Origin of the sequence: Pseudomonas sp. I8001, from assembly GCF_013385345.1 — a bacterium.
Classification (GTDB): Bacteria; Pseudomonadota; Gammaproteobacteria; order Pseudomonadales; family Pseudomonadaceae; genus Aquipseudomonas.
In genome coordinates this window covers 82,662-107,539 of the sequence record NZ_JACAQC010000017.1, presented here as the reverse complement: position 1 = coordinate 107,539, position 24,878 = coordinate 82,662, and the positions used below count along the sequence as shown (strand labels likewise).

Genomic DNA, 24,878 nt, shown 5'->3' with positions numbered 1-24,878 from the left:
CAAGGCCTGGGGCGAGCGGCTGGCTCGCTTTGCCCGGGAGGAGGCGCTGGAGCAATTGCCTTACTGGCAAATGCAGTTGCACGATGTTCAAGCCCAATTGCCCTCGGACCATTCCGGTGGTCGGCAAACCAACCAGGACGGCCTCACGGTGTACAGCCGTCTGGACTCGGTGCAGACCCGCCGCCTGTTGCAGGACGCCCCGGCGGCCTATCGCACGCAAATCAACGACTTGCTGCTGACGGCACTGGCGCGGGTGATTTGCCGCTGGACCGGCCAGGCGAGCACCTTGATCCAATTGGAAGGCCATGGCCGTGAGGACCTGTTTGATGAAGTTGACCTGACCCGCAGCGTCGGCTGGTTCACCAGTGCTTTCCCGGTCAAGCTGACCCCGGCCGGTGACCCGGCGGGTTCGCTGAAAAACATCAAGGAGCAACTGCGCGCAATCCCCGATAAAGGCCTGGGTTTTGGTGTGTTGTCTACCTTTGCCGAGACAGAGACGCGGGAGGCGATGGCGCAGTTGCCTGCACCGCAGATCACCTTCAATTACCTGGGCCAGTTCGACAGCAGTTTTGACGATGGCGATGTACCGCTCTGGGCACCTTGCGACGAAGCCCGTGGGCCGGAGCAAAACGCAGAGGCGCCGTTGGCCAACGGCCTGATCCTCAATGGCCAGGTGTTCGCCGGCGAGCTCAGCCTGGGTTGGGCCTTCAGTGCCCAACGTTTCGACGAGTCGACCATCCAGCATCTGGCCGATGACTACGCCCGTGAGTTGGCTGGCCTGGTCGAGCATTGCTGCCTGCCGGGCGCCGGAGCGGTGACGCCGTCGGACTTCCCGCTGGCGACCCTGAGCCAATCCGCGCTGGACGGCTTGCCCATGACGGCACACAGCATCGAAGACATTTACCCGTTGTCACCGATGCAGCAAGGCATGCTGTTCCACACGCTATATGAACAGGCCTCTGGCGATTACATCAACCAGATGTGCCTGGACGTCGAGGGACTGGACCCGGACAAGTTCCGCCAGGCCTGGCAAGCCACCCTGGATGCCCATGACATCCTGCGCACCGGCTTCGTGTGGTTGGCTGAACAGGATCAGCCGTTGCAGATCGTGCGCAAGCAAGTGACCCTGCCTTACGCGCTGCACGACTGGCGCGGGCGTACCGGGCAGGCGCAGGCCTTGCGCCAACTGGCCGAGGCCGAACAAGCCAGGGGCTTCGAGCTTCAAGAGGCACCGTTGCTCAGGTTGACCCTGGTGGCGCTGGATGATCGTCACCATCACCTGATCCTGACTCATCACCATATCCTGATGGATGGGTGGAGCCACTCGCAGATGCTCGGTGAGGTGCTGCAACGCTACAGTGGTCATAACCCGCCGGTATCGACCGGGCGTTATCGTGATTACATTGCCTGGCTGCAAGGTCAGGACCAAACGCTCCGGGAAGCGTTCTGGAAGCAGCAGCTGGCCTCGCTGCAAACACCGACGCGCCTGGCCCAGGCGGTCGTTGCGCCACGTGTCCTGGGTACAGGCTATGCCAGCCACTTCGAGGTACTGGATGCGACTCAGGCGCGCCTTCTGAACGAGTTTGCCCGCCAGCAGAAAGTCACCCTCAATACCTTGCTGCAAGCCGCCTGGCTCCTGCTTTTGCAGCGTTATACCGGGCAGTCGACGGTGTGCTTTGGTGCCACCGTGGCTGGGCGTCCGGCCGATCTGAAGGGGGTCGAGCAGCAGATCGGGTTGTTCATCAATACCTTGCCAGTGGTTGCCAGCCCGCTCGCCGGGCAGAGCGTCAGTCATTGGTTGCAGGCGGTCCAGGCGCAAAACCTGGGGCTGCGTGAGCATGAACACACGCCGCTGTTCGAGATTCAGCGCTGGGCCGAACACGGTTCCGAGTCGTTGTTTGACACACTGTTGGTGTTCGAGAACTTCCCGATCGCCGAAGCGCTGGCCCAGGGCAGCGACAATGGCCTGGTGTTTGGCGCCGTTGCAGCCCATGAGCAGAGCAATTATCCGCTGACATTGTTGGTCAATGCCGGGCAGACGTTGGCCCTGCACTATCACTATGACTGCAGCGTGTTTGGTGCAGAGGCGATGGCAGGTATCGCTGGTCACCTCAACCGGTTGCTGGTCGAGTTGACGACTTCAAGTGAGCGGGTACTGGCTGATGTGGTGATGCTCGGTGGCGACGAACGTCAACTGATTGAACAGACCTGGAACGCCAATGGCCTGGACTTCCCGCGTGAGCGGTGCATCCATCAACAGATTCAGGACCAGGTGCAGCGTACGCCCGACGCCCTGGCGGTTATCTGGGGTGATGAGCAACTCACCTACCGCCAGTTGAACGGCCGGGCGAATGCCCTGGCGCGCAAGCTGGTGGCGCTGGGTGTTGGCCCTGAAGTGCGGGTTGGCGTGGCCATGCCGCGCAGTGCGCAGATGGTCGTGGCATTGCTCGCGGTACTCAAAGCGGGCGGCGCGTATGTGCCGCTGGACCCGGATTACCCGGCCGAGCGCGTGGCGTACATGCTCAAGGACAGCCAGGCTCGAGTGTTGCTGACGCAATCTGATGTGCTGGCGGCGGTGGAGGTGACTGCATCCATCGAAGTACTGCTGGCTGAGACTCAGGACACCGATGATCAGGACCCGGCCGTTGTGGTCAGTGCGAATAACCTGGCCTATGTGATCTACACCTCCGGCTCCACCGGCCTGCCCAAGGGCGTGGCTATTACTCACCGCAACGTGGCGGCGCTGACCCAGTGGTCGCAGCAGGTTTACAGCCCTGAAGACATTCAAGGGGTGCTGGCCTCCACGTCGATCTGCTTCGACTTGTCGGTGTGGGAGCTGTTTGTGACCCTGGCTGGCGGCGGCTTTATCGTCGGTGCCCGCAATGCCCTGGAGCTGCCGGAGCTGGCGGCCCGAGACCGGGTACGCCTGATCAACAGCGTGCCTTCGGCGATGGGAGCCTTGCAGCGTGCCGGGCAAATCCCGCAAAGCGTGCGCATCATCAATCTGGCGGGCGAACCACTGAAGCAGTCGTTGGTGGATGCGCTGTATGGCCGTGGGCATGTGCAGCATGTCTACGACCTGTATGGCCCGTCGGAAGACACCACTTACTCCACCTGGACCCGCCGCGAAGCCGGCGGCCAGGCCAATATCGGCAGGCCGTTGGCCAACACCGCCAGCTACCTGCTCGACGCCGAGTTGCACTCGGTGCCCGTCGGCGTGGCGGCGGAGCTTTACCTGGCCGGTGAGGGCATCACTCGTGGCTATCTACTGCGTCCGGGGCTGACCGCCGAGAAGTTTGTGCCGAACCCGTTCTCGACCACCGGCGAGCGCTTGTACCGCACTGGTGACCTGACCCGTTATCGCCCGGAGGGGGTGATCGAGTACGTCGGGCGCATCGACCATCAAGTGAAAATCCGCGGTTTCCGGATTGAAATGGGCGAAATCGAAGCTCAATTGATGGCCCAGGGCTCGGTACGCGAGGCCGTGGTGCTGGCGGTGGAAGGTGTGAGTGGCTTGCAACTGGTGGGTTATGTAGTGCCCGACCAGCCAGGCCTTATCGACGCCGACGCGCAAGCAGACTTGCAAGACGACCTCAAGCGCCGCCTGCATGAAGTGTTGCCTGCCTACATGGTGCCGGCGCAGTTGCTGGTGCTTGAATACCTGCCGCTGACCCCCAACGGCAAGCTTGATCGCAAGGCCTTGCCGGCCCCTGGCGCGGTACAGCGTCGCGACCAGTACACACCACCGCAGACCGACACCGAGCAGCAATTGGCGCAAATCTGGAGTGAGGTACTTAACGTCGAGCGGGTCGGCCTGGAGGATGACTTCTTTGCCTTGGGCGGGCATTCGTTGCTGGCCACCCAACTCATCGTGCGTATCCGTGAGCGAATGGACCTGCAAGTGCAGCTCAAGACGCTGTTCGCTGCCAGCACCTTGCGCACCTTCAGTGCCGAAGTGGCGCAGTTGGGATCGGCCAGTGAACCGCTGATGGATGAATTGGCTAAATCTTTGGAGGCCCTCAAACGTTTAACAGGGGATGAGCTTGAAAAGCTAATTTCAGAGTGAAGGGGATAGGTGTGAAAGAGTTGATCGGAGCAGTGGGCGAGCTTTCGCCAAAGGAACGCAAAGCCTTGGCGGTGCTGCTTAAACACAAGGGCATCAATCTCTTCAGTGTCGCGCCTGTTTTCAAGAGAAACGCCAGTGAACCGTTGTTGCTGTCCTACGCTCAGGAGCGGCAGTGGTTCTTGTGGCAGATGGATCCGCACAGTACGGCTTACCACATCTCCAGTGCCCTGAGTTTGCGTGGGGCGCTGGACGTGGCAGCCCTGGAGCGCAGCTTTTCGACGCTGATCGAGCGTCATGAATCGCTGCGTACCCATTTTGTCCAGGACGGTTCACGGCGGCTGCAGGTCATCAGCCCGGCAGCGGGCGCGAGCATCGACTTGCACACCCTGGCATCGGCGCACGCGCAACAGCGTGGCGCTCAGATCAAGGCGTTCGTGGAGGATGAAACCCGACAGTTGTTCGATTTGCAGCAAGGCCCGTTATTGCGGGTCAAGCTGCTGCGAGTCAGTGCCGATGAGCATGTATTGGTGCTCACTCAGCACCATATTGTTTCCGATGGCTGGTCGATGCAGGTGATGGTCGACGAGCTGGTGCAGTGCTATGCCGCCTACAGCGAGGGACGTTCGGTCGAGTTGGCGCCGTTGCCGGTGCAGTACGCCGACTATGGGCTGTGGCAGCGCCAGTGGATGGAGGCGGGAGAACTGGAGCGCCAGTTGGGCTACTGGACCGAACGCCTCGGTGGCGAGCAGCCGGTACTGGAATTGCCGTTCGATCATCCGCGTCCCGCCGAGCAGAGCTTTCGCGGCAACACCCACACCCTCAACCTGGGCGCGGAACTGGTTGCCGGCCTCAAGCGGCTGGCCCAGCGCGAAAACGTCACCCCGTTCATGTTGTTGCTGGCCTCGTTCCAGGTGCTGTTGTACCGCTACAGCGGCCAGGGCGATATTCGGGTCGGGGTGCCGGTGGCCAACCGGAACCGTGCCGAAACCGAACGGTTGATCGGATTCTTCGTCAACACGCAGATTCACAAGGCCGACGTCGACGGGCGCACGTCCTTCCGCGAGTTCCTGCAACAGGTCAAGCAAAATGCCGTGGGCGCGCAGGCGCATCAGGACCTGCCGTTCGAACAACTGGTGGAAGCCCTGCGGCCCGAGCGGACGTTGAGCCATAACCCTTTGTTCCAGGTGATGTTCAACCACCAAAGTGAAGACACTCGCGGGCGGGTCGAGGTGACAGGCCAGGCCTCGCGCCTGGAGATCGAACGCCTGAGCTGGGAAACCCATACCTCGCAGTTCGACCTGACCCTCAATACGGTTGAACACAGCGAGGGCCTGTCGGCGCAATTGACCTATGCCACTGACCTGTTCGAGCCGGCCACAGTCGAGCGCATGGCGGGGCACTGGCAGGCTCTGTTGCAAGGGATTGTCGCCCAGCCTTCCCGGGCGATTGCCGAGTTGCAGATGCTCGACACGGTGCAGTTGCGCACGCTGCTACAGGACTGGAATGCCACCAAAGCCGCTTACCCGTTGGACCAAAGCGTACAGGCGCTGATTCAGGCCCAGGTGGACGCTACGCCGCAGGCCATCGCCCTGGTGTTTGCCGGCCGGCAACTGACCTATCGCCAGTTGGATACGCTGGCCAACCAATGGGCGCACAGGTTGATCGAAGCCGGTGTCGGCCCGGACGTGCTGGTGGGTGTGGCGGTCGAGCGCAGTATCGAGATGGTGGTCGGGTTGCTGGCGGTGCTCAAGGCCGGCGGTGCTTATGTTCCGCTGGACCCGGACTATCCCGAGGAGCGCCTGGCCTACATGATCGAGGACAGTGGCATTGGTTTGCTGCTGACCCAGCAGGCGCTGCGGGAGCGCTTGCCGATCCCGGCGCAGGTGGTTTGCCTGCTGCTGGATCAACCGCTGGCCGGGTACGCTTCGACCTGCCCGCCGATCAGTGTGCAGCCGGAAAACCTGGCGTATGTGATTTACACCTCCGGTTCCACCGGCAAGCCCAAGGGCGCCGGCAATCGTCACTCGGCGCTGACCAACCGCCTGTGCTGGATGCAGCAGGCATATGGCTTGAGTGAAGTGGACACGGTGTTGCAGAAAACCCCCTTCAGCTTCGACGTGTCGGTGTGGGAGTTCTTCTGGCCGTTGATGACGGGCGCGCGCCTGGTGGTTGCAGCACCCGGCATTCACCGCGAGCCGGCAAAGCTGATTGAACTGATCAACCGTGAGCACGTCACCACCCTGCATTTTGTACCGTCGATGCTGCAAGCGTTTGTCGCCGATGTAGCGGTCAACAGTTGCACCGGCTTGCAGCGCATTATCTGCAGCGGCGAGGCCTTGCCGGTGGACGCGCAGCAGCAAGTGTTCGCCAAGCTGCCTCAAGCCCGGCTTTACAACCTGTACGGCCCGACCGAGGCTGCTATCGATGTCACCCACTGGACCTGCCGTGAAGAGGGGCGCGACAGCGTGCCCATCGGCCAGCCCATTGCCAACCTGGGGACCTACATTCTTGATGCGGGCCTGGGGCCGGTAGCTGTCGGGGTGGTGGGTGAGTTGTACCTCGGCGGTGAAGGACTGGCGCGGGGTTATCACCGTCGCCCGGCGCTGACCGCCGAACGTTTTGTCGCCAGCCCGTTTGGCGGCGGCCAGAGGCTGTACCGCACTGGCGACCTGGCGCGTTACCGGGCAGACGGCGTGATCGAATACGTCGGGCGTATTGACCATCAAGTGAAGATCCGCGGCCTGCGGATCGAGTTGGGGGAAATCGAAGCACGCCTGATGGAGCAGGACGCGGTGCGCGAAGCGGTAGTGCTGGCGGTGGACGGCGCGAGCGGCCTGCAACTGGTGGGCTATGTGGTACCTGCCCAAGGCGATGTGGCCGAAGCGTCGCTGCGCGAAATGCTCAAGGCCCGTTTGCGCGAAGTGCTGCCGGACTACATGGTGCCGGTGCACCTGTTGTTCCTCGAGCAACTGCCCCTGAGCCCCAACGGCAAACTGGAGCGCAAGGCGTTGCCGAAGCCGGACGTACGCCAGGCTCAACAAAACTTCATTGCGCCGCAAAGCCCGCTGGAGCAGCAGATTGCCGCGATCTGGCAAGACGTGCTCAAGCTCGAGCGGGTCGGTTTGTCGGATAACTTTTTCGAGCTGGGTGGCGACTCGATCATTTCGATCCAGGTGGTGGGGCGTGCCCGCCAGGCCGGGATTTTCTTCACACCCAAGGAGCTGTTCCAGCACCAGACCGTACAGGGGCTGGCTGGCGTCGCGCGCATCGATGCCGCCGGGCTTGAAGTCGAGCAAGGCGCAGTAACGGGCAACCTGCCATTGTTGCCGATTCATCAGGGATTCTTTGAAGAACCCATCGCCGAGCGTCATCACTGGAACCAGTCGGTGCTGCTCAAGCCGACTCAGGTTATCGAGGCTGCACTGCTGGAGCAGGCGTTGCGTGCGCTGCTGGTGCATCACGATTCGCTGCGCCTGGTGTTCAGCCAGGGCGAAGAGGGCTGGGCCGCAACTTATCGCAGTGTCGAGGCCCTGTTGCAGGGCCGGAACGTGTTGCAGGAGGTTCAGCTGCGCGATACGCAAGCGTTGCAGGCGTTTGGCGAGCAACTCCAGCAGAGTCTCGACCTGCTGAACGGGCCGCTGCTGCGGGTGGCGCTGGTCGCGTTGGCGGATGGTTCGCAGCGGGTGTTGCTGGTGCTTCACCATCTGGTGGTGGACGGTGTTTCCTGGCGCATTCTGTTTGACGACTTGCAACTTGCCTATCGCCAGGTGGCGAGCGGGCAGGCGCTCAAGCTGGCGCCCAAGACTCATTCTGTGCGGGCCTGGGCCGAGCACCTGCAGGCTTATGCGCAGCGCCCCGAGGCGCAAGCCGAAGTGCAGTACTGGCAGCAGCAGTTGCAGGATGCCCGCCCGGACTTGCCGGTGGATCATCCAGGGGGTGGCCTGCAAAACAAACATGGCCTCACGGTCCATTCGCAGTTGAGCAAGGAACTGACGCAGTTGCTGCTGCAGGAAGCGCCCGCGGCTTATCGGACGCAGGTCAATGACCTGTTGCTGACTGCGCTGGCCCGAGTCATGGTGCGCTGGACCGGCCACGACCAGGCGCTGATTCAACTTGAAGGGCATGGCCGTGAAGATCTGTTTGCCAGCATCGACCTGACCCGCACGGTCGGTTGGTTCACCAGCCTGTTTGCGGTGAAACTCACGCCGGCAGCGGGTATTGGTGAGTCAATCAAGCAGGTCAAGGAACAACTGCGAGGCGTTCCCCAGCGGGGCATCGGCTTTGGGGTGCTGCGCTACATGGGCAGCCCCGTGCACCGCAAGGTACTGGGGCAGTTGCCCGCGCCGCGTGTGACCTTCAACTACCTGGGGCAGTTTGACGGCAGTTTTGATGTGGATGCCGGTGCGCTGTTTGTGCCTTCCGGCGAATCCATCGGCCTGGAACAAAGCCCGCAAGCGCCGCTGGGCAACTGGTTGACCATCAATGGTCAGGTGTACGGCGGTCAATTGAGCCTGAACTGGGTGTTCAGTCGGGAGATGTTCAATGAGGCGACGATCGAGCATCTGGCACAGGCGTACATCGCCGAACTCCAGGCGCTGGTCGAACATTGCAGCCAGTCGCAAAACCTGGGCGCGACGCCCTCGGACTTTGCCCTCTGCACCTTGACCCAGCAACAACTGGACAGCCTGCCCGTGCCGTTGGAGCAGGTCGAAGACCTCTATCCGTTGGCACCGACGCAGCAAGGCATGCTGTTCCATACGCTGGACCCGTCGGCGGCGCACCTTTATATCAACCAGACTTGTGTGCCTGTCGAGGGGCTGGACGTACCGGCGTTTATCGCCGCCTGGGATCAGGTGGTCGCTCGCCATGAGATTCTGCGCACCGGCTTCTGGTCGTCCAGCGACCTGCGCGAACCGCTGCAGGTGGTGTACAAGACCGCCCAGGTCTCGGTGCAAATCGTCGATTGGCGCGATCGCCAGGTTGATGCTGACGCCTTGCAAGCCTTGGCGCAGGACGATTGCGCCAAGGGCTTTGACATGTTGGCGGCCCCTCTGACGCGCCTGACCCTGGTGCACCTGGATGAACACCGCCACCAACTGATCTGGACCAGCCACCATATCCTGATGGATGGCTGGAGCAACTCGCGCTTGATGGGTGAAGTCTTCGAGGTGTACGCCGGCCGCGCCTTGCCTGCGCGCAAAGGGCATTACCGCGATTACATCGCCTGGCTGCGCCAGCAGTCCCCGGACACGGCGTCGCTGTTCTGGAAGCCGCAACTGCAAGCCCTTGAAGGCCCCACCAGCCTGGCGGCGAGTATTCATCCCCAGCCCGAGCCTGGCTTGGAAGGGCACGCGGCGCTGTACCTGAACTGGGATGTCAGCCAGACCCGGCGCCTGCGCGAATTTGCCCAGCACTGGCGTATCACCCCGAATACCTTGATCCAGGCGGTGTGGTTGTTGCTGTTGCAGCGCTATACCGGGCAAACCAGTGTGTGCTTCGGCGCCACTGTGGCCGGACGTCCGGCCAGCCTGCCGGGTGCCGACGAAATGCTCGGGTTGTTCATCAATACATTGCCGATCGTCCAGCAACCGGATCCGGCCAAGGCGCTGTGCCAGTGGCTGCTTGAATTGCAGGCGCTCAACCTGGAAGTGCGCGACTACGAACACGCAGCATTGGCCGATATCCAGCGCTGGTCGGGGCAGGGCGGCACGCCGTTGTTTGACAGCATTATTGTGTTCGAAAACTACCCGGTGGATGAGCGCCTGGCCGAGGTCGGCAATCAACAACTGCAGTTTGGCCAGGTCAGTACCCGGGATGTGACCAACTACGCGATGGACCTGGCGATCAACCTGGGCCAGACCCTGAAGATCGAGTTCCTGTATTTGCGCAACGCGTTCACCGAACAGGCGTGCGACCAGGTTCGACGCAGTTTCGAGACGCTGTTGTTGGCCATGCTCGATTCGCCTCAGGCCCGGGTGGGCAGCTTGCCGACTCTGGCGTGCGACGAATACGCCGGCTTGCTCGCCGCGAACCCGCTGCGCCAGGTGCCGGCCACGCAACCCTTGTTGCCGCAATTGATCCGGCAACAGGCCCAGGCGCGAACCGAGGCGGTGGCGCTGGTGTGTGACGGCGTGCAACTGACCTATGGGCAATTGGAGCAACGTGCCAATCGCCTGGCCCATTACCTGATCGGCCTGGGCGTGGGCCCGGAGGTGTGCGTCGGAGTCGCCCTGCAGCGCAGCGTCGAGGTGATTGTCGCGTTCTACGCGGTCATGAAGGCGGGTGGAGCCTATGTGGCGCTGGACATCGATTACCCTCGGGAGCGCCTGGACTGGATCGTCAAGGATGCGAATGTCTCGGTGTTGTTGACCCACAGTGGCATCAGCGAAGGCTTTGGGGCGTTGGACGCGACCACCCGGGTGTTGCTGGACCGCGTGTCTCTGGACAGTTTCCCGGATGCATGCCCGCCATCGCGCCTGCAACCGGATAACCTCGCCTACCTGATCTATACCTCAGGGTCCACGGGGCAACCCAAGGGCGTGGCGGTGAGTCACGGTCCCATTGGCATGCACTGCGCCGCGATTGCCGAACGCTACGAAATGGATGGGGCGACGCGCGAACTGTTGTTCATGTCGTTCGCCTTCGACGGCGCCCAGGAGCGCTGGCTGTCGACCCTGCGCAGTGGCGGGTGCCTGGTGATTCGCGACAATAACCTTTGGACCCCGCAGGAAACCTGGCAGGCGCTGCACGAGCAGCGCATCAGTATTGCCTGTTTCCCGCCGGCGTATCTGCAGCAACTGGCGGAGTATGCCGAAGGCCGGGAAGCCCCGCCGGTGCAGGTCTACTGCTTTGGTGGCGATGCCGTGGCGCAGGCCAGTTTCGAACTGGTCAAGCGCACCCTCAAGCCGCGCTATTTGACCAACGGTTATGGCCCAACGGAAACGGTGGTCACGCCCCTGTTGTGGAAAGCCGCCGCAAGCGAAACCTGTGACGCGGTGTATGCGCCGATCGGAAGTCGAGTGGGCGAACGCAGCCTCTATGTGTTGGATGCATGCCTCAACCCCGTACCGCAGGGTGTTGCCGGTGAGTTGTACATCGGTGGTGAGGGGCTGGCACGCGGGTATCGCCAGCGTCCGGGAATGACTGCCGAGCGTTTTGTCGCGGACCCGTTTTCCACGGACGGCGGGCGGCTCTACCGCACTGGCGACCTGGTGCGTCAGCGGGCGGACGGGGTGTTCGATTACCTCGGACGCCTGGATCATCAAGTGAAGATCCGTGGCTTCCGCATTGAACTTGGCGAAATCGAATCAAGGCTGCGTGACATGGCCGAGGTGCGTGATGCGGTCGTGGTCGCACGTGACACCAGCGCCGGCAAGCAGTTGATCGGGTACGTGGTTGCCGATGAGCATCCGGCGCTTGCCGAGCGTTTGCGCCAGGACTTGCAGGCGCAACTGCCCGACTACATGGTGCCGTCGCAGATTCTGGTGGTGCCAGCGTTTCCCGTCAGCCCCAATGGCAAGCTGGATCGCAAGGCATTGCCAGACCCCGAATTCAAGGGGCGCCATTACGTTGCGCCACGCACCCCGGTCGAACAGGCGCTGGCCGCGATCTGGCAGGAGGTCCTGGAGGTCGAGCAGGTGGGTGTCACCGACAATTTCTTCGAGCTGGGCGGCGATTCGCTGCGCGTGCTCAAGGTGCTGGGCAAGGTGCGCGGCAACACGCAGCTTGGATTGGACCTGAAATTGCGCGACATGATGAGCAAGCCGACCATCGCCCAGCTCAGTGGCCATGAAGAGGTCGAAGCTCCGCTTGATCCGCTGTTGCTGCTCAACAGTAACGTGGCGAACCGCCGTCCACTGTTCTGCCTGCATGCCGGTTTCGGCACCGTATTTGACTATGAGCCACTGGCACGCCTGCTGGAAGGCGAGTGCAGCGTCTATGGGGTGCAGTGCCGCATGCTGCTGGACCGCCAATGGCAGGATGAATCATTGCCGGCGATGGCGATCGATTACGCTCAGTACATTCGCCAGAAGCAGGCCTACGGGCCGTATCGTTTACTGGGATGGTCACTCGGTGGACCCTTGGCGCTGCTGGTGGCCAAAGAGCTTCAGGAGCAAGGCGAGGCGGTGGAATTTGTCGGGCTGGTAGACAGCTACATGCCCACCTCGACGCCCGCTACCTCGGATTGGCGCGATGACCTGCAGGATTTCCTCACCGCCACCCTGGGCCAGACCTGGCCGCAGGCATTGCCGGTCACCCTGCAGCCAGCGGCCGTGGAAGTGATCATCAATAGCTTGCAAGCCGGTCAACGGGCGGGGGGGCGTTATGGCCAACTGGAGGCGACCGACCTGGCACAGGCGTTTATGGTCGGCATGCAACTCAAGGCCCTGGCGCAGGCGTTCAGCGTCTTGCCGTGGGTGGCAGTCGACACGTGCTGCTGGTGGGGTAACGGCGTAGGCACGCTGGAGCGCCAAGCCTTCGAGCGGCTGCTGCCACAACTCACCGGCGCCGAGCAGATCGATGCCGGCCACTACGACCTGCTGCGTAACCCTCTGTTGTTGCAGCGCCTGGCGGGCCTGCTGCACAGCGCCGAGCTGATTGCCGATTGACCCTGGCGCCGGCCCCGGGGACGGGGCCGGCGTCGTACCTCACTACTTTCCAAGGAAAACATGATGCCCTTGCACCCCGACCTGGCTGCGTTTCTGGAGCTTGTGGAAATGGGCCGTTGGAGCGGAAAAAGCCAACCCCTGCATGAATTATCCGTGGCGCAGGCCCGTAGCGAATTCGAAAATACCTCGCTGATCCTCGATCCCAGCCCACCTGACGCTATTGAAGTGCAGCCGTTGACCTTTACCGGCGCCGACGGCAATCCGCTGCCGGCCCGCCTGTATCGCAAGCCTGGACGCGGCCACGCAGCGCAGCCGGTGATTTTGTACTTCCACGGCGGCGGCTATGTGGTCGGTAGCCTGGATTCACACGATTCGGTGTGCCGACGCCTGGCAGGTACCAGTGACTATGCGGTGCTGGCCCCGGCCTACCGCCTGGCGCCCGAGGCGCCGTTCCCGGCGGCGGTGGATGATGCACTGGCGGCAGCCAACTGGTTGGTCGAACAGGCACCTCAGTTGCAACTCGATGCCGGCCAAGTGGTCGTCAGCGGTGACAGTGTCGGCGCCACGCTGGCGATGATTGTCGCCATGACCGCCGTGCAGGACCCCCAGCGGCTGGCCTTGCGGCCTGCGGCGCAATTGCTGTTTTATCCGGTCACCGATATCACGCGGCTGCGCGATTCCCACCGCGCTTATGCAGAGGGTTACCTGCTGGAAACCAGGACACTGGAGTGGTTCTACCAGCACTACATGGGCGCTGCCGGTAACCGCCATGACTGGCGCGCTTCGCCGCTGCAGAGTACGACGTTGCCCGCACTGGCGCCGGCCTGCGTGATGCTGGCCGAATTTGATCCGTTGCTGGATGAGGGGCGTGAGTGGATTGCGCGTCTTGAGGCGAGCGGCACACCGGTGACCGCAGTCATCCAGCCGGGGCTGACCCACGACTTCCTGCGCATGCAGGGCCTGGTGGCGGAGGTTGAGGGGATTTACCTTGAGGTGGGCCGGTGGTTGGCCAGTCGCTGAGACCTTGCGTCCCGGTTGCTGCCTTGCTGCGTTGACAACACCCTGCCGTGGCAGGGTGTTGTTGTTTCAGGGGACGTGTTTTACATGCTCCACTTCATGGTCACGGCCACGTTACGCGGGTCGCCGAAGATGTTTGCGCCGGCCGGGTTACTGATGCTCTGGTAGTAGTGCTTGTCGAACACGTTGTTCAGGTTCGCTTGCACCTTGAGGTTTTTGTTCACGTTATAGCCGGTCATCAGGTCGACGATACTGTAGCCGCCCTGAGACACGCCGTAGGTTGTGTATGTGCTGCTCTGGCTACGGAATGAACCGCCGATCGACCATTTTTCGAGATCGCCCGGCAATTGATAAGTGGTGGACAGCTTGAGCAGGTTGTAGGGCGTGTCACTGTCGAAGCGACCGCTGCCGCCCTTGACGTTTTTGGCACCGGCATAGGTGTAGCCGGCCGAAGCCTGCCAGCCGCGGGCAAGCATGCCTTGCAGTTCAAGGTCGACGCCTTTGGTTTCAACTTCGCCGGAGGCCACGGAGCAGGAAGCAACACCCGGTGCACAGGCATCAAGCCCTTGGGCGAGGTTTTCCTGGTTCAACTGGAAGTAGGCCAGGCTGGCGTTCAACGCGCCGTCAAAGTACTCGCCCTTGATCCCGACTTCGCGGTTGGTACCGGTGACTGGCGGCAGCAGGCTGCCCTGGAAGTCCACGTTGGCTTGCGGCTGGAAGATTCTGGTCCAGCTGGTGTACACCGAGTAGGTATCGTTGATGTCGTAGATCAGGCCGGCATAAGGGGTGTACTCCCGAGTCGCCTTGTAGTCGGCGCCGAATGCGTAAGCGCCGGAAATAGTGTTCTGTTCGTATTCGTACCAGTCCAGGCGTGAACCGAGGATCAGTTTCAGGTCGTCGCGCAGATGGAAGCGCACGGTGGCGTAGGTGCTGTATTGATCGACCTTGCCCTTGCGCGACCAGTTGTAGTTGATGGCCGGTTTCTCTATGCCGTGATAGTCGAAGTTTGATGGGTCGAGGACGATGTTCGGGTCGTTGAGGAAACCACCGCCGGGCCCATCGTCGGTTTTATCATTGCGATAACTGCCACCGAGCACCAGTTCGTGGGTCGCACCAAACAGGGTGAAGGGGCCGGAAACGTAGCCGTCGACGCTTTTTTGCGTGTGCTGGTAGGTGTAGCGGCCCACGTTCAGGTTCAGCTGGTCTGCACTGGGGTCCAGTCGATAGAAACTGGTGCCCAGCATGTCCAGGTCGCCTCGCAGCCACGTGGTATTCAGGCGCAGTTTCCAGTCGTTGTCGAAGCGGTGCTCAATTTCGGCAAATGCGCTGGTGTTTTTCTTGTTCCAGTAGGTCCAGTTCGGGCTCATGCGCGTCGAACGGGATATCGGCAGGAACGTGCCATCGGCACGGGTCGGAATGCCCGACCAGTCGGCACCCGGGTTGTCCTCACGGTTGTAATACGCGCCGAGGGTCAGGGTAGTGGCTTCGCTCAGGTCAAACTCGGTGATGCCGTACAACAACTGGCGCTTGCTGCTGTAGCCATCGGTAAAGCTGTCTTTGTCCTGGAAGGCACCGACCACGCGGCCCCTGATCGTACCGCTGGAATTGAGGGCGCTGCTGGCATCGATTTCGGTGCGGTAGTTGTCCCACGAGCCGGCACCCACGGTGACAGACACTTGCGGCTCGACGGTGGGGCGCTTGCGGATCAGGTTGAGGGTGCCGGAAGGGTTGCCGGCACCGATCATCAGGCCCGATGCACCGCGTACCACTTCCACCCGGTCGAACATCGCCAGTGTCGAGGTGCCGAGGGTGTCGCTGTCATACGCGACGGGCAGGCCGTCAATCATGATGTTGTCGATGGCGGAGCCGCGGGAGTAGAACTCCGGGCGTTCACCGCCGGTCTTGCGCATGGTCAGGCCTGGGGTATAAGTCGAAATATCCTCCAGGGACTGCATGTTCTGGTCATCCATGCGCTGGCGGGTGATCACCGTGACCGACTGCGGCGTCTCGCGCATGGAGGTCGCCAGTTTGGTCGCGGTGCTCATGGAACCGGTGGTGTAGGAGCCGGTGCCTTCGGTGGTCTCGCCCAATTGTTGGCCGGTAACGCTGGTGGCCCCCAGCTCCAGGGCGCCGCCTTCGCTGCGGCCGGTGATAGTGACGGTGTTGCCGGAAATGCCGTACGCCACGCCACTGCTCCCCAGCAGCTTCTGCAGCGCCACGGTGGGCTCCATGGAGCCGCGCACGGCGATGCTTTTCAGGCCCTTGAGCTGGTCAGGCGAATATAGCACCTGCAATTTGCTTTGTTGGCCAAAGGCTTGAAGTGCGCTGGTCAAGGACTGGGCGGGAATCTGGAAGCTGATTTCCTGGGCTTGGACCTGGCACGCCAGCGGTAGCGCAGCCATCAGCCCGAGCAGGCTGGGTGCCAGTCGGGGCTTGAGCAGGTGGCGCATCCAGATGGCTTTTGAAAGGGGTGTCAACGTTGTCGGCGCGGGCATTGGCTGGGCTCTTATGGTGGCGATGCTAATGGTAATGATTGTTATTAATGAAAGTGAGACGCAGCAACACACCAGAACCGGAAAAAATCTTCCGGTTAATTTCAGGTATCAGGCCGGAACCTGTTCGATTGCGACTTTTCCAGCTTCCAGCCGTACCAGTTGATCGGCGACATCGAAGTAGCGGTCGTCGTGGGAGATGACGATGATGGTCTTGCCCAGGCGCTTCAGGTCCGGCAGCAACTCGGTGTAGAAAATCCGTCGGAAGGTCGGGTCCTGGTCGGCGGCCCATTCGTCGAACACCAGTACTGGACGCTCCTCCAGCCAGGCGTTGACCAGGGCCAGTCGCTTGCGCTGGCCGGTCGACAGGTCGGTGGTGGTGAACTTGCCGTCACGCACGCTGACCTTGTGGGCGATTTCCAGGCGTTGCAGGTATTTTTGCGCGTCTTGTGGCAAGTGGCTGTCACCCTGGACGACGTCATCGAACAAGTAGTAATCGGCAAAAATGGTGGTGAACAACTGGCGATACTCATCGCGGCCCTGGGCGGTTACCGCTTGCCCATTGAGGCTGACGTCACCTTGTTGCGGAGCATACAGGCCCAGCAGCAGCTTGATCAGTGTGGTTTTGCCGCAGCCGTTTTCACCCACGATAAACACGATGTCGCCTTGCTTGATCTGCAGGTTGACCGGGCCAAGGCGGAAAGGGTCCGCGCCTTCAACCGGAGGGAATGCATACGACACATCCCGCAGTTCGATGCTTTGGATACTGCGCTTTTGCTGTTCGGTATCACTGAGCAACAGGTGCGGCTCGGGCGAGGAGAACTGATCCGACAGTTCCGAGATGCGGCGAAAGGCGATCTTCGCGCGGCTGACAATCGGCAACGTGCCTACCAGATGTTCCAGTGGGCCTTTCATGTACAGCAACACCAGTACGAAGCCGCTCATTACTGCCTTGTCATGGCTGGGCCACACGGTTTGCAGCACCAGCGCCAAGCCGATCACGATGAAAAACAACATGGAACCGAAGGTCTTGGCGATCACGAATGTGTTGATCGAGCGGATCTGCGTCTTGCAGATAAAGTCGGCGGTCGCCTGGATCCCGTGCACAAACATGCGGTGGCGGCGTGGGCGATGGATGCGCAGTTCCTTGGCGCCATCGGCAATCGCGTTGTAATGACGTTGCAAATCGTCCTCGGCTTCCCGCGCAGCCTCGAAGCCCTTGACCCCGCTGGACTGCGCGATGAACTGGGCGCCGGTACCGATGGCGATGGCCACCAGCATCAACAGGAACATCGGCCATGACAGCAGCGCCAGATAGCCCAGGCAGCCCAGCGTTACGGTCATCGAAATGGCCAGGGGCGCAAAGGCGAAGGCGAAGTCGCTGATGGTGTCGACGTCGTGGGTCAGTACCGGGATCAGTCGGTGGCTGCGATAGCGCTCGATCTGATCGATGGGCGCGGCGAGAACCTTCTCCCCCAGGGTCTTGCGCAACGTGGCGATGATGTTCTGGCCGACGAAGTTGGTGCCGATGTCGGAAAAAATCGAGCTGAGCAGGGCCAGCAGGCACAGGCCGGCAAACAGGGCCACCACACTGCCGGTGGGGCTGCTGTCGGCGTGCAGGGCATTGTTGATGGTCGCCAGCAATACCGTCACGCTCAAGCCGCCGATCATGCCCAGCAGGATGGAAAGGGCGACGATTAACCTGAAGGGTTTGAGCAGGGTAAACAATTCATGAATGGCGCCGCGCGTTGGCTGGGTCATGAGGGGACGGTTCCTTGGGTGGAATAGGCAGATACCCTTTAGAACGTCTGGTCACGCGCTTAATTTAGACGGTCGCCGATTGACGGCGACCTCGCTGGAGCGGGAGGTTGCGGCAGGCCTCAGAGATCGCGCACAACCCGAAATCCGATCCAGTCGCCGCGGGTTTGCGGGTAGATGTTGTTGCGGTTGCCCGAGCGGGAAAACACCGGTGCTTCGCCCCAGTCATTGCCACGAATCTGGCGGGACTCACAGCCCGGTTCCACCCAGGCGCTGCCATCGGTCGGCGCCCCGACATAGTTGGTGTGTTCGCAGTCGGCCAGCCACTCGTAGACGTTGCCGTGCATGTCGTACATGCCAAAGGCGTTGGGTGGGTAACTGCCCACCGGCGACGAATAGCTATAACCATCTGCCGGGCCGTACGTGTTGGCGTGCTCGGCGATGCTGTAGCCCTTGCCCGCATCAAACGGGAACGGGAATGGCCCGGTGGAGCCGGCGCGGGCAGCGTATTCGCGTTGGGCTTCGCTGACCATCTGGTAGGTGTGGCCGGTTTTTTTCGACAGCCAGGCGACGTAGTTCTTCACGTCGTCAAAGTCCATGCACACCGCAGGCTGGCGCGGGCCCTGGGGGTAGCGCGGCTTGCTGGCGATGCATTCGCGGCCCGGGCGGTCATCGCCGTTGGCGATCTTGACCCCGGTCTGGCGCACGTAGCTGTCCCACTCACCGGCGGTGACCTGGAAGCGGCTCATGGCAAAGGGTTTGGCAAAGGTGACATCGTGCATCGGGCCTTCGTCGGGCTCGCGGCCGACTTCATCTTCCGGCGTGCCCATGGTGAAGGTGCCGGCGGGCAGCACGACCATTTCGGGGCAGTCCTTGCAGTCCTTGAACACCTTGCCCGGCTGTGGCGCGGCGGCTGCCTGGGCGAGGCCTGGCAGCAAGGCGCCGCACAGCATCGTCAGGGCCAGGGCGGCCAGGGGTTTGAGGCGGGACGGAGCGGGAGTGTCACTGTTCATGGGGCATCTCGATCAAAAGGAAAAAGGGGCGTCAAAACCGTTGGCTGAGCAAGGTCATGAAGCGCTGGATCTCGGTTGATGTGTTGAGCAGGCCGGGAGAGGTGCGTACCACGGGGCCCACGTCGCGCTCCACGGCATCGATCACCACGCGGTTCTTCATCATGTGCGCCGCAACCTCGCCGCTGTCCTGGCCCTTGACCCGGAAGAACGTAAAGCCTGCCGACAGCGCGGGGCTGCGCGGCGTCACCAGTTCGATTTGCGGGTGGGCCAGCAACTGGCCTTTGAGTTCGTCGTTGAGTTGGTGAATGCGCGCCTGCACCTGTGCCTTGCCCAGTTGCAAGTGCAGCTTGAAGGCCTCGTCTAGCGCCCAGCGATGTTCGAAGGCGTGATAGCCGCCGGGGGTCATGGTGGTCGCGAAGTTATTGTCCTGGGAGAACGTCGGCACCATCGGCGTCACGTAGGTGTTTTGCTCGGAACGGGCGCAGATCAGCCCGGTACCGCGGGGGCCGAACATCCATTTGTGGGTGCCGGCAATAAAGAAATCACAATGCATGTCGGGGAAGTCGAGGTTTTCCACGCCGAAACCGTGCACACCGTCGACCACGTAGAGGATGCGATCCTTGTCGTCACGGTTGCGGTTGTGTTCATCCACCAGTTTGCCGATCTCGCCAATCGGCAATTTGACGCCGCTGCCGGACTGCACCCACGTCATGCCAAGTACACGGGTGTTGGGGCGGATATTGCGCTTGATCGAACCGAGCACCTCGTCGACCGACACGCGGTCGGCGTCCTCGAACAGCTTGATCTTGCGCACCTGGGTGCCTTGTTTGCGCACCCTGAAATCGAGGCTGTATTCGGTGGCGTAATGTTCGTGGACGGTGGTGAGGATCTCCTGGTCAGGGCGCACCTGGATTCCGCCATAGATCATCGCCAGGCCTTCGGATGTGCTGCCGGTCAGTGCGATCTGGCCAGGTTTCGCGTTCAGGTAGCGGCCGGCCCATTCGCGCACCTGGCCTTCACGCTTCCAGGTTTCCTGCAGGTCCCAATCCATGGCCAGGCCCGGGTTGCGGTCGATCTGCGCGCGGTAGCGGTCAATCGCATCGCGCACCGGCTTGGGGTGCGAGGTCACCAGGAAGTTGGAAAAATGCAGGTAGTCCGGGTCCTGGGTGAACAACTGGCGAAAGCCTGCCCATGAGTCGCCGGGTGGCGCCGCATTGCCTGCCAGGGCCTGGGGAATGATGGCGGTGCCCAGCGGCAGGCTCGCGGCGAGAAGCCCGGCCTGCTTGAGAAACGTACGGCGGTCGGTCATGAATTCACTTCATTCATTGGGGGTGGTTCAGCGATTGGCCAAGGGCTTGGCAGCTTTTTGTACCTGGTCCCAGACCCGCAGGAAGTTACCGCCCCACAGTTTGGCGATATCGGCTTCGGAGTAGCCGCGCTGGATCAGTTCGGCGGTGACATTGCGCACCTCGCCGACGTTCTCCCAGCCCTGGACGCCGCCGCCTTCGTTGAAGTCTGAAGCGATGCCGACGTGATCGATGCCGATCTTTCGCACGGTGTAGTCGATGGCGTCGCCCAGGTCCTTGAGCGTGGCCTTGGGTTCCTCGTCGAGAATCGCGTACAGCGCGCTGGCGTACTGGCCGAATTTTTGCTCGGACCAGGCCGAGATGATCGGATCGCCTGGCATCAGGGCCATGGCCAGGTTGGGTAGCGAGGGTAGATCAAAGCGTGCCCGCAGGGCGTTGAGCTTGTCTTGGGTGGGCTGGCTGAGCGGGCGCAGGTAAGCCGAGAAACCGACGACCTGGACCACGCCGCCGCTGTTTTTGATCAGTTGCATTTCCTTGTCGCTGAGGTTGCGCGGGATGTCCACCGAGGCGCGCGGTGCCGAGTGCGAGGCAACCATCGGCGTGCGACTCAGTTGGGCGACTTGCTCCAGGGCCTTGGTCGACATTTGCGAAACATCGATGATCACCCCCAGGTCATTGAGGCGCTGTACCGCTTGTTTGCCAATGTCCGAGAGACCGTCGAGGGCATCGGGCGAATCATTGAAAAACGGCAGTGGGCGTGACGAATCGGCCCAGGCGTTATTGCCAATGTAGCTGAAGCCGAACATACGCATGCCGCGTGCGGTCCACAGGTCCAGTTGGTTCAGGTCGTTGCCCAGCGGGTAGGCGTTGAGCATGCTGATAAACACCGCAAACTTGCCTTCGCCGTGCAGGCGCCGGAAGTCATCCGGCGTATAGGCAATGCCCACCTGATTGGGAAAATCGCGGACCATGCCGGTGATGATCTTGTAGCGGACTTCCTGTTGGTGACGGGCTTCTTCGACAAAACCTTCGGTGGGCTTGTGCGGGGCATTCGGACCGTTCCACATTTCCGGCCAGCCGAAAATCGTCAGTGCAGCACCGGACAGTCGGCCACGGCTGGCCTTGGCCAGGTCGAACTGGCCGGCACCGTCCTTGTCCGCCTCGTTGCCGGTGGCGCCGAAGTCGAGCATCACGGTGATGTGACTGTCGAACGACAGCAAGCGGTCCTGCAACTCATCGGCTTGCTTGATGACCTCCAGCGGGTAGCCGGCGTTGCCCTTGAACCAGTGATCCCAGACCAGGAAGCCCGCACCTGCGCCAATGGCCAGGACCAGCGGCAGGCCCAGGTACAGCGCCTTTTTCGAACGTGGTTTTGTCATTGCCATCTCAGTCAGTTGAGGCCTTTGCTATCAGGGAAGAACGAGTGATGGCTGCACAAATTTAGGCGGTGGCCACTGACGGTAAATTTCCCCCTGCCGGGAACGTTCTAGCTTGGATAAAGCCTGCTTGATGGCTGACACAGGTAAAGCAATGACGATTTCTCGACGAGGGTTCATCGCAGGCTTGGCGCTGACCGGCGCCGTGGTGCCCGCGGCCTATTACGCCCATCGTGAGTTGACGCGTGAAGAAGAGTCTCCGATCACGCCGGGGGAGGCCACGGTCGACCTTGCGGACACCGCTGGCCAGCAGTTGGCGAACAGCCTGAGGGGTGTCTGGAGCCTGCGGTTCAAGGGGCGGGATGCCGGGCTTGCGGGCTTGCCGCTCAGCGGGCTGGAGCTGCTGCTCGACGTCGCTCCACGTGGTCGTGGCCTGCGGGGCTATCTGGACACCGCCGAACAACTGCGCTCGGACGAAGAACCACGCTACCGGGTGATCGGTGACCTGGCGCCTGGCAATGGCGCTCGACTGTACGTGCGGTTGATCGACCGTGATGCGCCGGACGCCGCGCCGACCCATGAACTCATCATGATCCTTGATGAAGTGTGGGGCGAGTTCGGGAATGCCGGTGGTGGAACCCTCAGCGGGCAAATCCTGCGCCTGGATCGGCCATTGGCGTTGCTTGAGCTGGACAACCATTTTGTCGCCACCAAGCAGCTGTTTCCCGAGGCCCGGGAGCGTATCGGCCTGCATCCGACGTTGCTGGCCTGGTTGATTGCTCCCGAACATCGCCTGTTTCACCAGCTCTGGCACGCCTCCCGTGATCAGTGGCACAAACTCTCCGAAGAGAAGCGCAACGCCCTGCGCGGGATTGGCTGGCAACCCGGGCCACGGGACAAGGAGCGCGACGCCCGCGGCCCGCACAAGGACCGCAATGGCTCGGGTATCGATTTCTTTTTCATGCACCGGCACATGCTGGGCACTGCACGGTCCATGCAGGACTTGCCTTCATGGCCGTACTTTCCCCAGCCGCAGCCTGCACTTGAGCGTGACCGGCAGGGGTTTATCCGGTACTTCGACAACCAGGACGGCTTCGCACTGCCGCCGACCTGGATGGCCAGTGACGATGCCGAATACACCCAGTGGGTCAGCGATATCAAGGCGGCCGAGACCTACCACAGCAACTTCGAAGTCTGGGAGTCGCAGTACCGCGACCCGCGCTACCTGGCCAAGTTGACGCTGGGGCAGTTCGGTTCAGAAGTCGAGCTTGGCCTGCATGACTGGTTGCACATGCGCTGGGCGTCGGTGCCGCGGGACCCGTCCAACGGTGCGCCCGTACCGTTTGCCCGTGACCCTGCGGACTTCGCTGCGCGCTGGTACACGGCGCAGAACGACTTTCTCGGTGATCCGTTTTCATCCCATGTGAACCCGGTGTTCTGGCACTTTCATGGGTGGATTGATGATCGGGTCGAGGATTGGTTTCGGGCCCATGAGCGTTTTCATCCGGGTGAAGTGAGCCGGCTGGAGGTCAACGGCGTGCCGTGGTTTGCGCCGGGGCGTTGGGTGGAGGTGGATGACCCATGGTTGGGGCCGGACACCCACGGTTGCAGTACTGTGCCGGGTTTGCAGATGGGCAAGTCGATGGAGATGGACCCGGAAACCATGAAGCTGGCGCTGCGGATTACCTTCGGGGCGGATGAGGACAAGCTGGCCGAGCTGTTTCGCAAGGTGCCGAAGCGTCCCTGGTATGCGCGGCATTTGAAGGTCAAGGAGCGGGTGCTCTAAAGGGCGCCGCTCAACGGTGGGAGCCGGGCAAGCCCGGCTTTCATTCAGTTGATCGTGCTTGCTGGCACCTGCCAGCCGCCCCCCAGCGCCTTATACAGCGCAATGCTTGCGTTCAGCCGTGATCGGCGCAATTGCACATTCAAATCCTGCGCCGCGTATAACGTACGCTGCGTCTCCAGCACCGTCAGCAAGTCCTCCGCCCCGGCTTCATAGCGACTCTGGGCAATCTCGAAGGCAGTCTGCGCCTCACTCAGCTCCTCGGTTTGCCACTGACGCTGCGCATCCAGCCCGCGAATGCTGCTCAGGGCTTTTTCCACATCGGCAAAGCCATTGATGATCGCTCCCCGGTACGTCTGCAGCAGCTCATCCTGGCGCGCCCGGGCCTTGTCCCGCTCGGCGCTCAGGCGGCCATTGTTGAAGATCGGTGCGACCAGGCCGGAAGTGAGGTTGTAGAACGGGCTGCGCACTACGTCGGCGAGCTTGTTGGCACCCGAGCCAAGGTCGGCACTGAGGGTGAGGGTGGGCAACATGGCTGCCCGGGCGACGGTGACGTCTGCCTGGGCTGCTGCCAGCCGGGCCTCGGCACTGGCGATGTCGGGACGGCGGCTGAGCAGTTGGCTGGGAACACCGGCGGCGATGCCCGGCCAGTTCAATTGGGCGAAGGGTTGCGGGGCCAGGTGCAGGTCCTGCACCGGTGTGCCCAGCAGTGCCGCGAGGCTGATCAAGGCCTCGTCGGCCTGTTGCTGTGCCAGCGGCAGTTGGCGTTGTTGTGCGGCCACGAGGCTTTTTTGCTGGGCCAGTTCCAGGGCGGTGGCGGAGCCTGCATCGTGGCGAGTCTGCACCAGCTTCAACACGTTTTGGGCGTTGTCCAGGTTGAGTTGGGCGATGCGCAGTTGCTCACGCAATGACAGCCACTGGGTATAGCTGGTCGCAACACCGCTGAGCAGGGTCAGTTCCACGGTGGCCTGGTCGAATTCGCTGGCGCGCACCTCTTCCACGGCGCTGTCCCGGGCGGCGCGCTTGCCACCCCAGAAATCAATTTCGTAAGTGGCGCTCAGGCGCGCATCGAAGTAATCCACGGCCTTGTTGCTGCTGGTAGCGTCCAGCTGGCTGTAGCCCTTGCCCCGCAGCAGCTTCTGGCGGTTTGCATTGAACGCGCCGGTGAGTTCAGGCAGCAACGGTGCGCCGGCTATCACTGCGCTGGCCTGGGCCTGGCGCACCCGGGCCATGGCGCTGGCCAGGTCGTAACTGCCGCTGCGGGCCTGTTCGATCAGTTGGTTGAGCTGGGGGCTGTCGAAACTTGTCCACCATTGCTGGTTGGCCCGCAGCGCCGTTGCGTCGCTTGCGCTGTGCCAGGCGGGCGGTGTTTGCATGCCTGCGCCCGGACGCGGTGCGGGGCTGCTGCAGGCGGCCAGCAGCAGGCTGGCGGCGAGGAGGGTCAGGGACACTTTCAT

10 protein-coding genes are annotated in these 24,878 nt (G+C 62.1%); 4 read left to right on the top strand and 6 right to left on the bottom strand.

Going from position 1 to position 24,878, the window contains the following annotated elements:
- The 3 genes from HX839_RS15120 to HX839_RS15110 all read left to right on the top strand — a co-directional run.
- Positions 1–4,066 (top strand): non-ribosomal peptide synthetase (locus HX839_RS15120; protein ID WP_177067262.1); only part of this gene is annotated, 4,066 nt, incomplete at its 5' end.
- Positions 4,063–12,675, top strand: coding sequence for an amino acid adenylation domain-containing protein (locus HX839_RS15115; RefSeq protein ID WP_371315630.1), 8,613 nt, complete (start codon positions 4,063–4,065; stop codon positions 12,673–12,675). The genes HX839_RS15120 and HX839_RS15115, both read left to right, overlap by 4 nt.
- 63 nt (positions 12,676–12,738) lie before the next feature.
- Positions 12,739–13,695 carry an alpha/beta hydrolase gene (locus HX839_RS15110; protein WP_177021078.1) on the top strand — a complete coding sequence of 319 codons (957 nt, stop codon included), beginning with the start codon at positions 12,739–12,741 and terminating at the stop codon, positions 13,693–13,695.
- An 80-nt stretch (positions 13,696–13,775) separates the two neighbouring features.
- Here the strand turns inward: HX839_RS15110 and HX839_RS15105 are convergent, their stop codons facing one another.
- The 5 genes from HX839_RS15105 to pvdM all read right to left on the bottom strand — a co-directional run bounded on the left by HX839_RS15105 (position 13,776) and on the right by pvdM (position 21,641).
- On the bottom strand, positions 13,776–16,187 hold the full coding sequence (locus tag HX839_RS15105) for a TonB-dependent siderophore receptor (protein WP_177067261.1): 2,412 nt from the start codon (positions 16,185–16,187) through the stop codon (positions 13,776–13,778).
- Between the two features lie 108 nt (positions 16,188–16,295).
- Positions 16,296–17,945 (bottom strand): cyclic peptide export ABC transporter, encoded by a 1,650-nt coding sequence (locus tag HX839_RS15100; RefSeq protein WP_177009572.1) that lies wholly within the window; start codon positions 17,943–17,945, stop codon positions 16,296–16,298.
- A 119-nt stretch (positions 17,946–18,064) separates the two neighbouring features.
- Positions 18,065–18,955: a formylglycine-generating enzyme family protein gene (locus HX839_RS15095; protein ID WP_177067260.1), complete on the bottom strand. Its 891-nt coding sequence runs from the start codon at positions 18,953–18,955 to the stop codon at positions 18,065–18,067.
- Between the two features lie 31 nt (positions 18,956–18,986).
- Positions 18,987–20,264, bottom strand: a complete 1,278-nt coding sequence (locus HX839_RS15090) for an aminotransferase class V-fold PLP-dependent enzyme (protein ID WP_177067259.1) — start codon at positions 20,262–20,264, stop codon at positions 18,987–18,989.
- Between the two features lie 27 nt (positions 20,265–20,291).
- Positions 20,292–21,641, bottom strand: a complete 1,350-nt coding sequence (gene pvdM / locus HX839_RS15085; RefSeq protein ID WP_177067258.1) for a pyoverdine-tailoring dipeptidase-like protein PvdM — start codon at positions 21,639–21,641, stop codon at positions 20,292–20,294.
- Between the two features lie 151 nt (positions 21,642–21,792).
- Here pvdM and HX839_RS15080 point away from each other — a divergent pair, with 151 nt between their 5' ends.
- Positions 21,793–23,424: a PvdJ/PvdD/PvdP-like protein gene (locus tag HX839_RS15080; protein ID WP_177009568.1), complete on the top strand. Its 1,632-nt coding sequence runs from the start codon at positions 21,793–21,795 to the stop codon at positions 23,422–23,424.
- A 44-nt stretch (positions 23,425–23,468) separates the two neighbouring features.
- On the opposite strand, the gene HX839_RS15075 is transcribed toward HX839_RS15080, so the two are convergent.
- Positions 23,469–24,878 carry an efflux transporter outer membrane subunit gene (locus HX839_RS15075; RefSeq protein ID WP_177067257.1) on the bottom strand — a complete coding sequence of 470 codons (1,410 nt, stop codon included), beginning with the start codon at positions 24,876–24,878 and terminating at the stop codon, positions 23,469–23,471.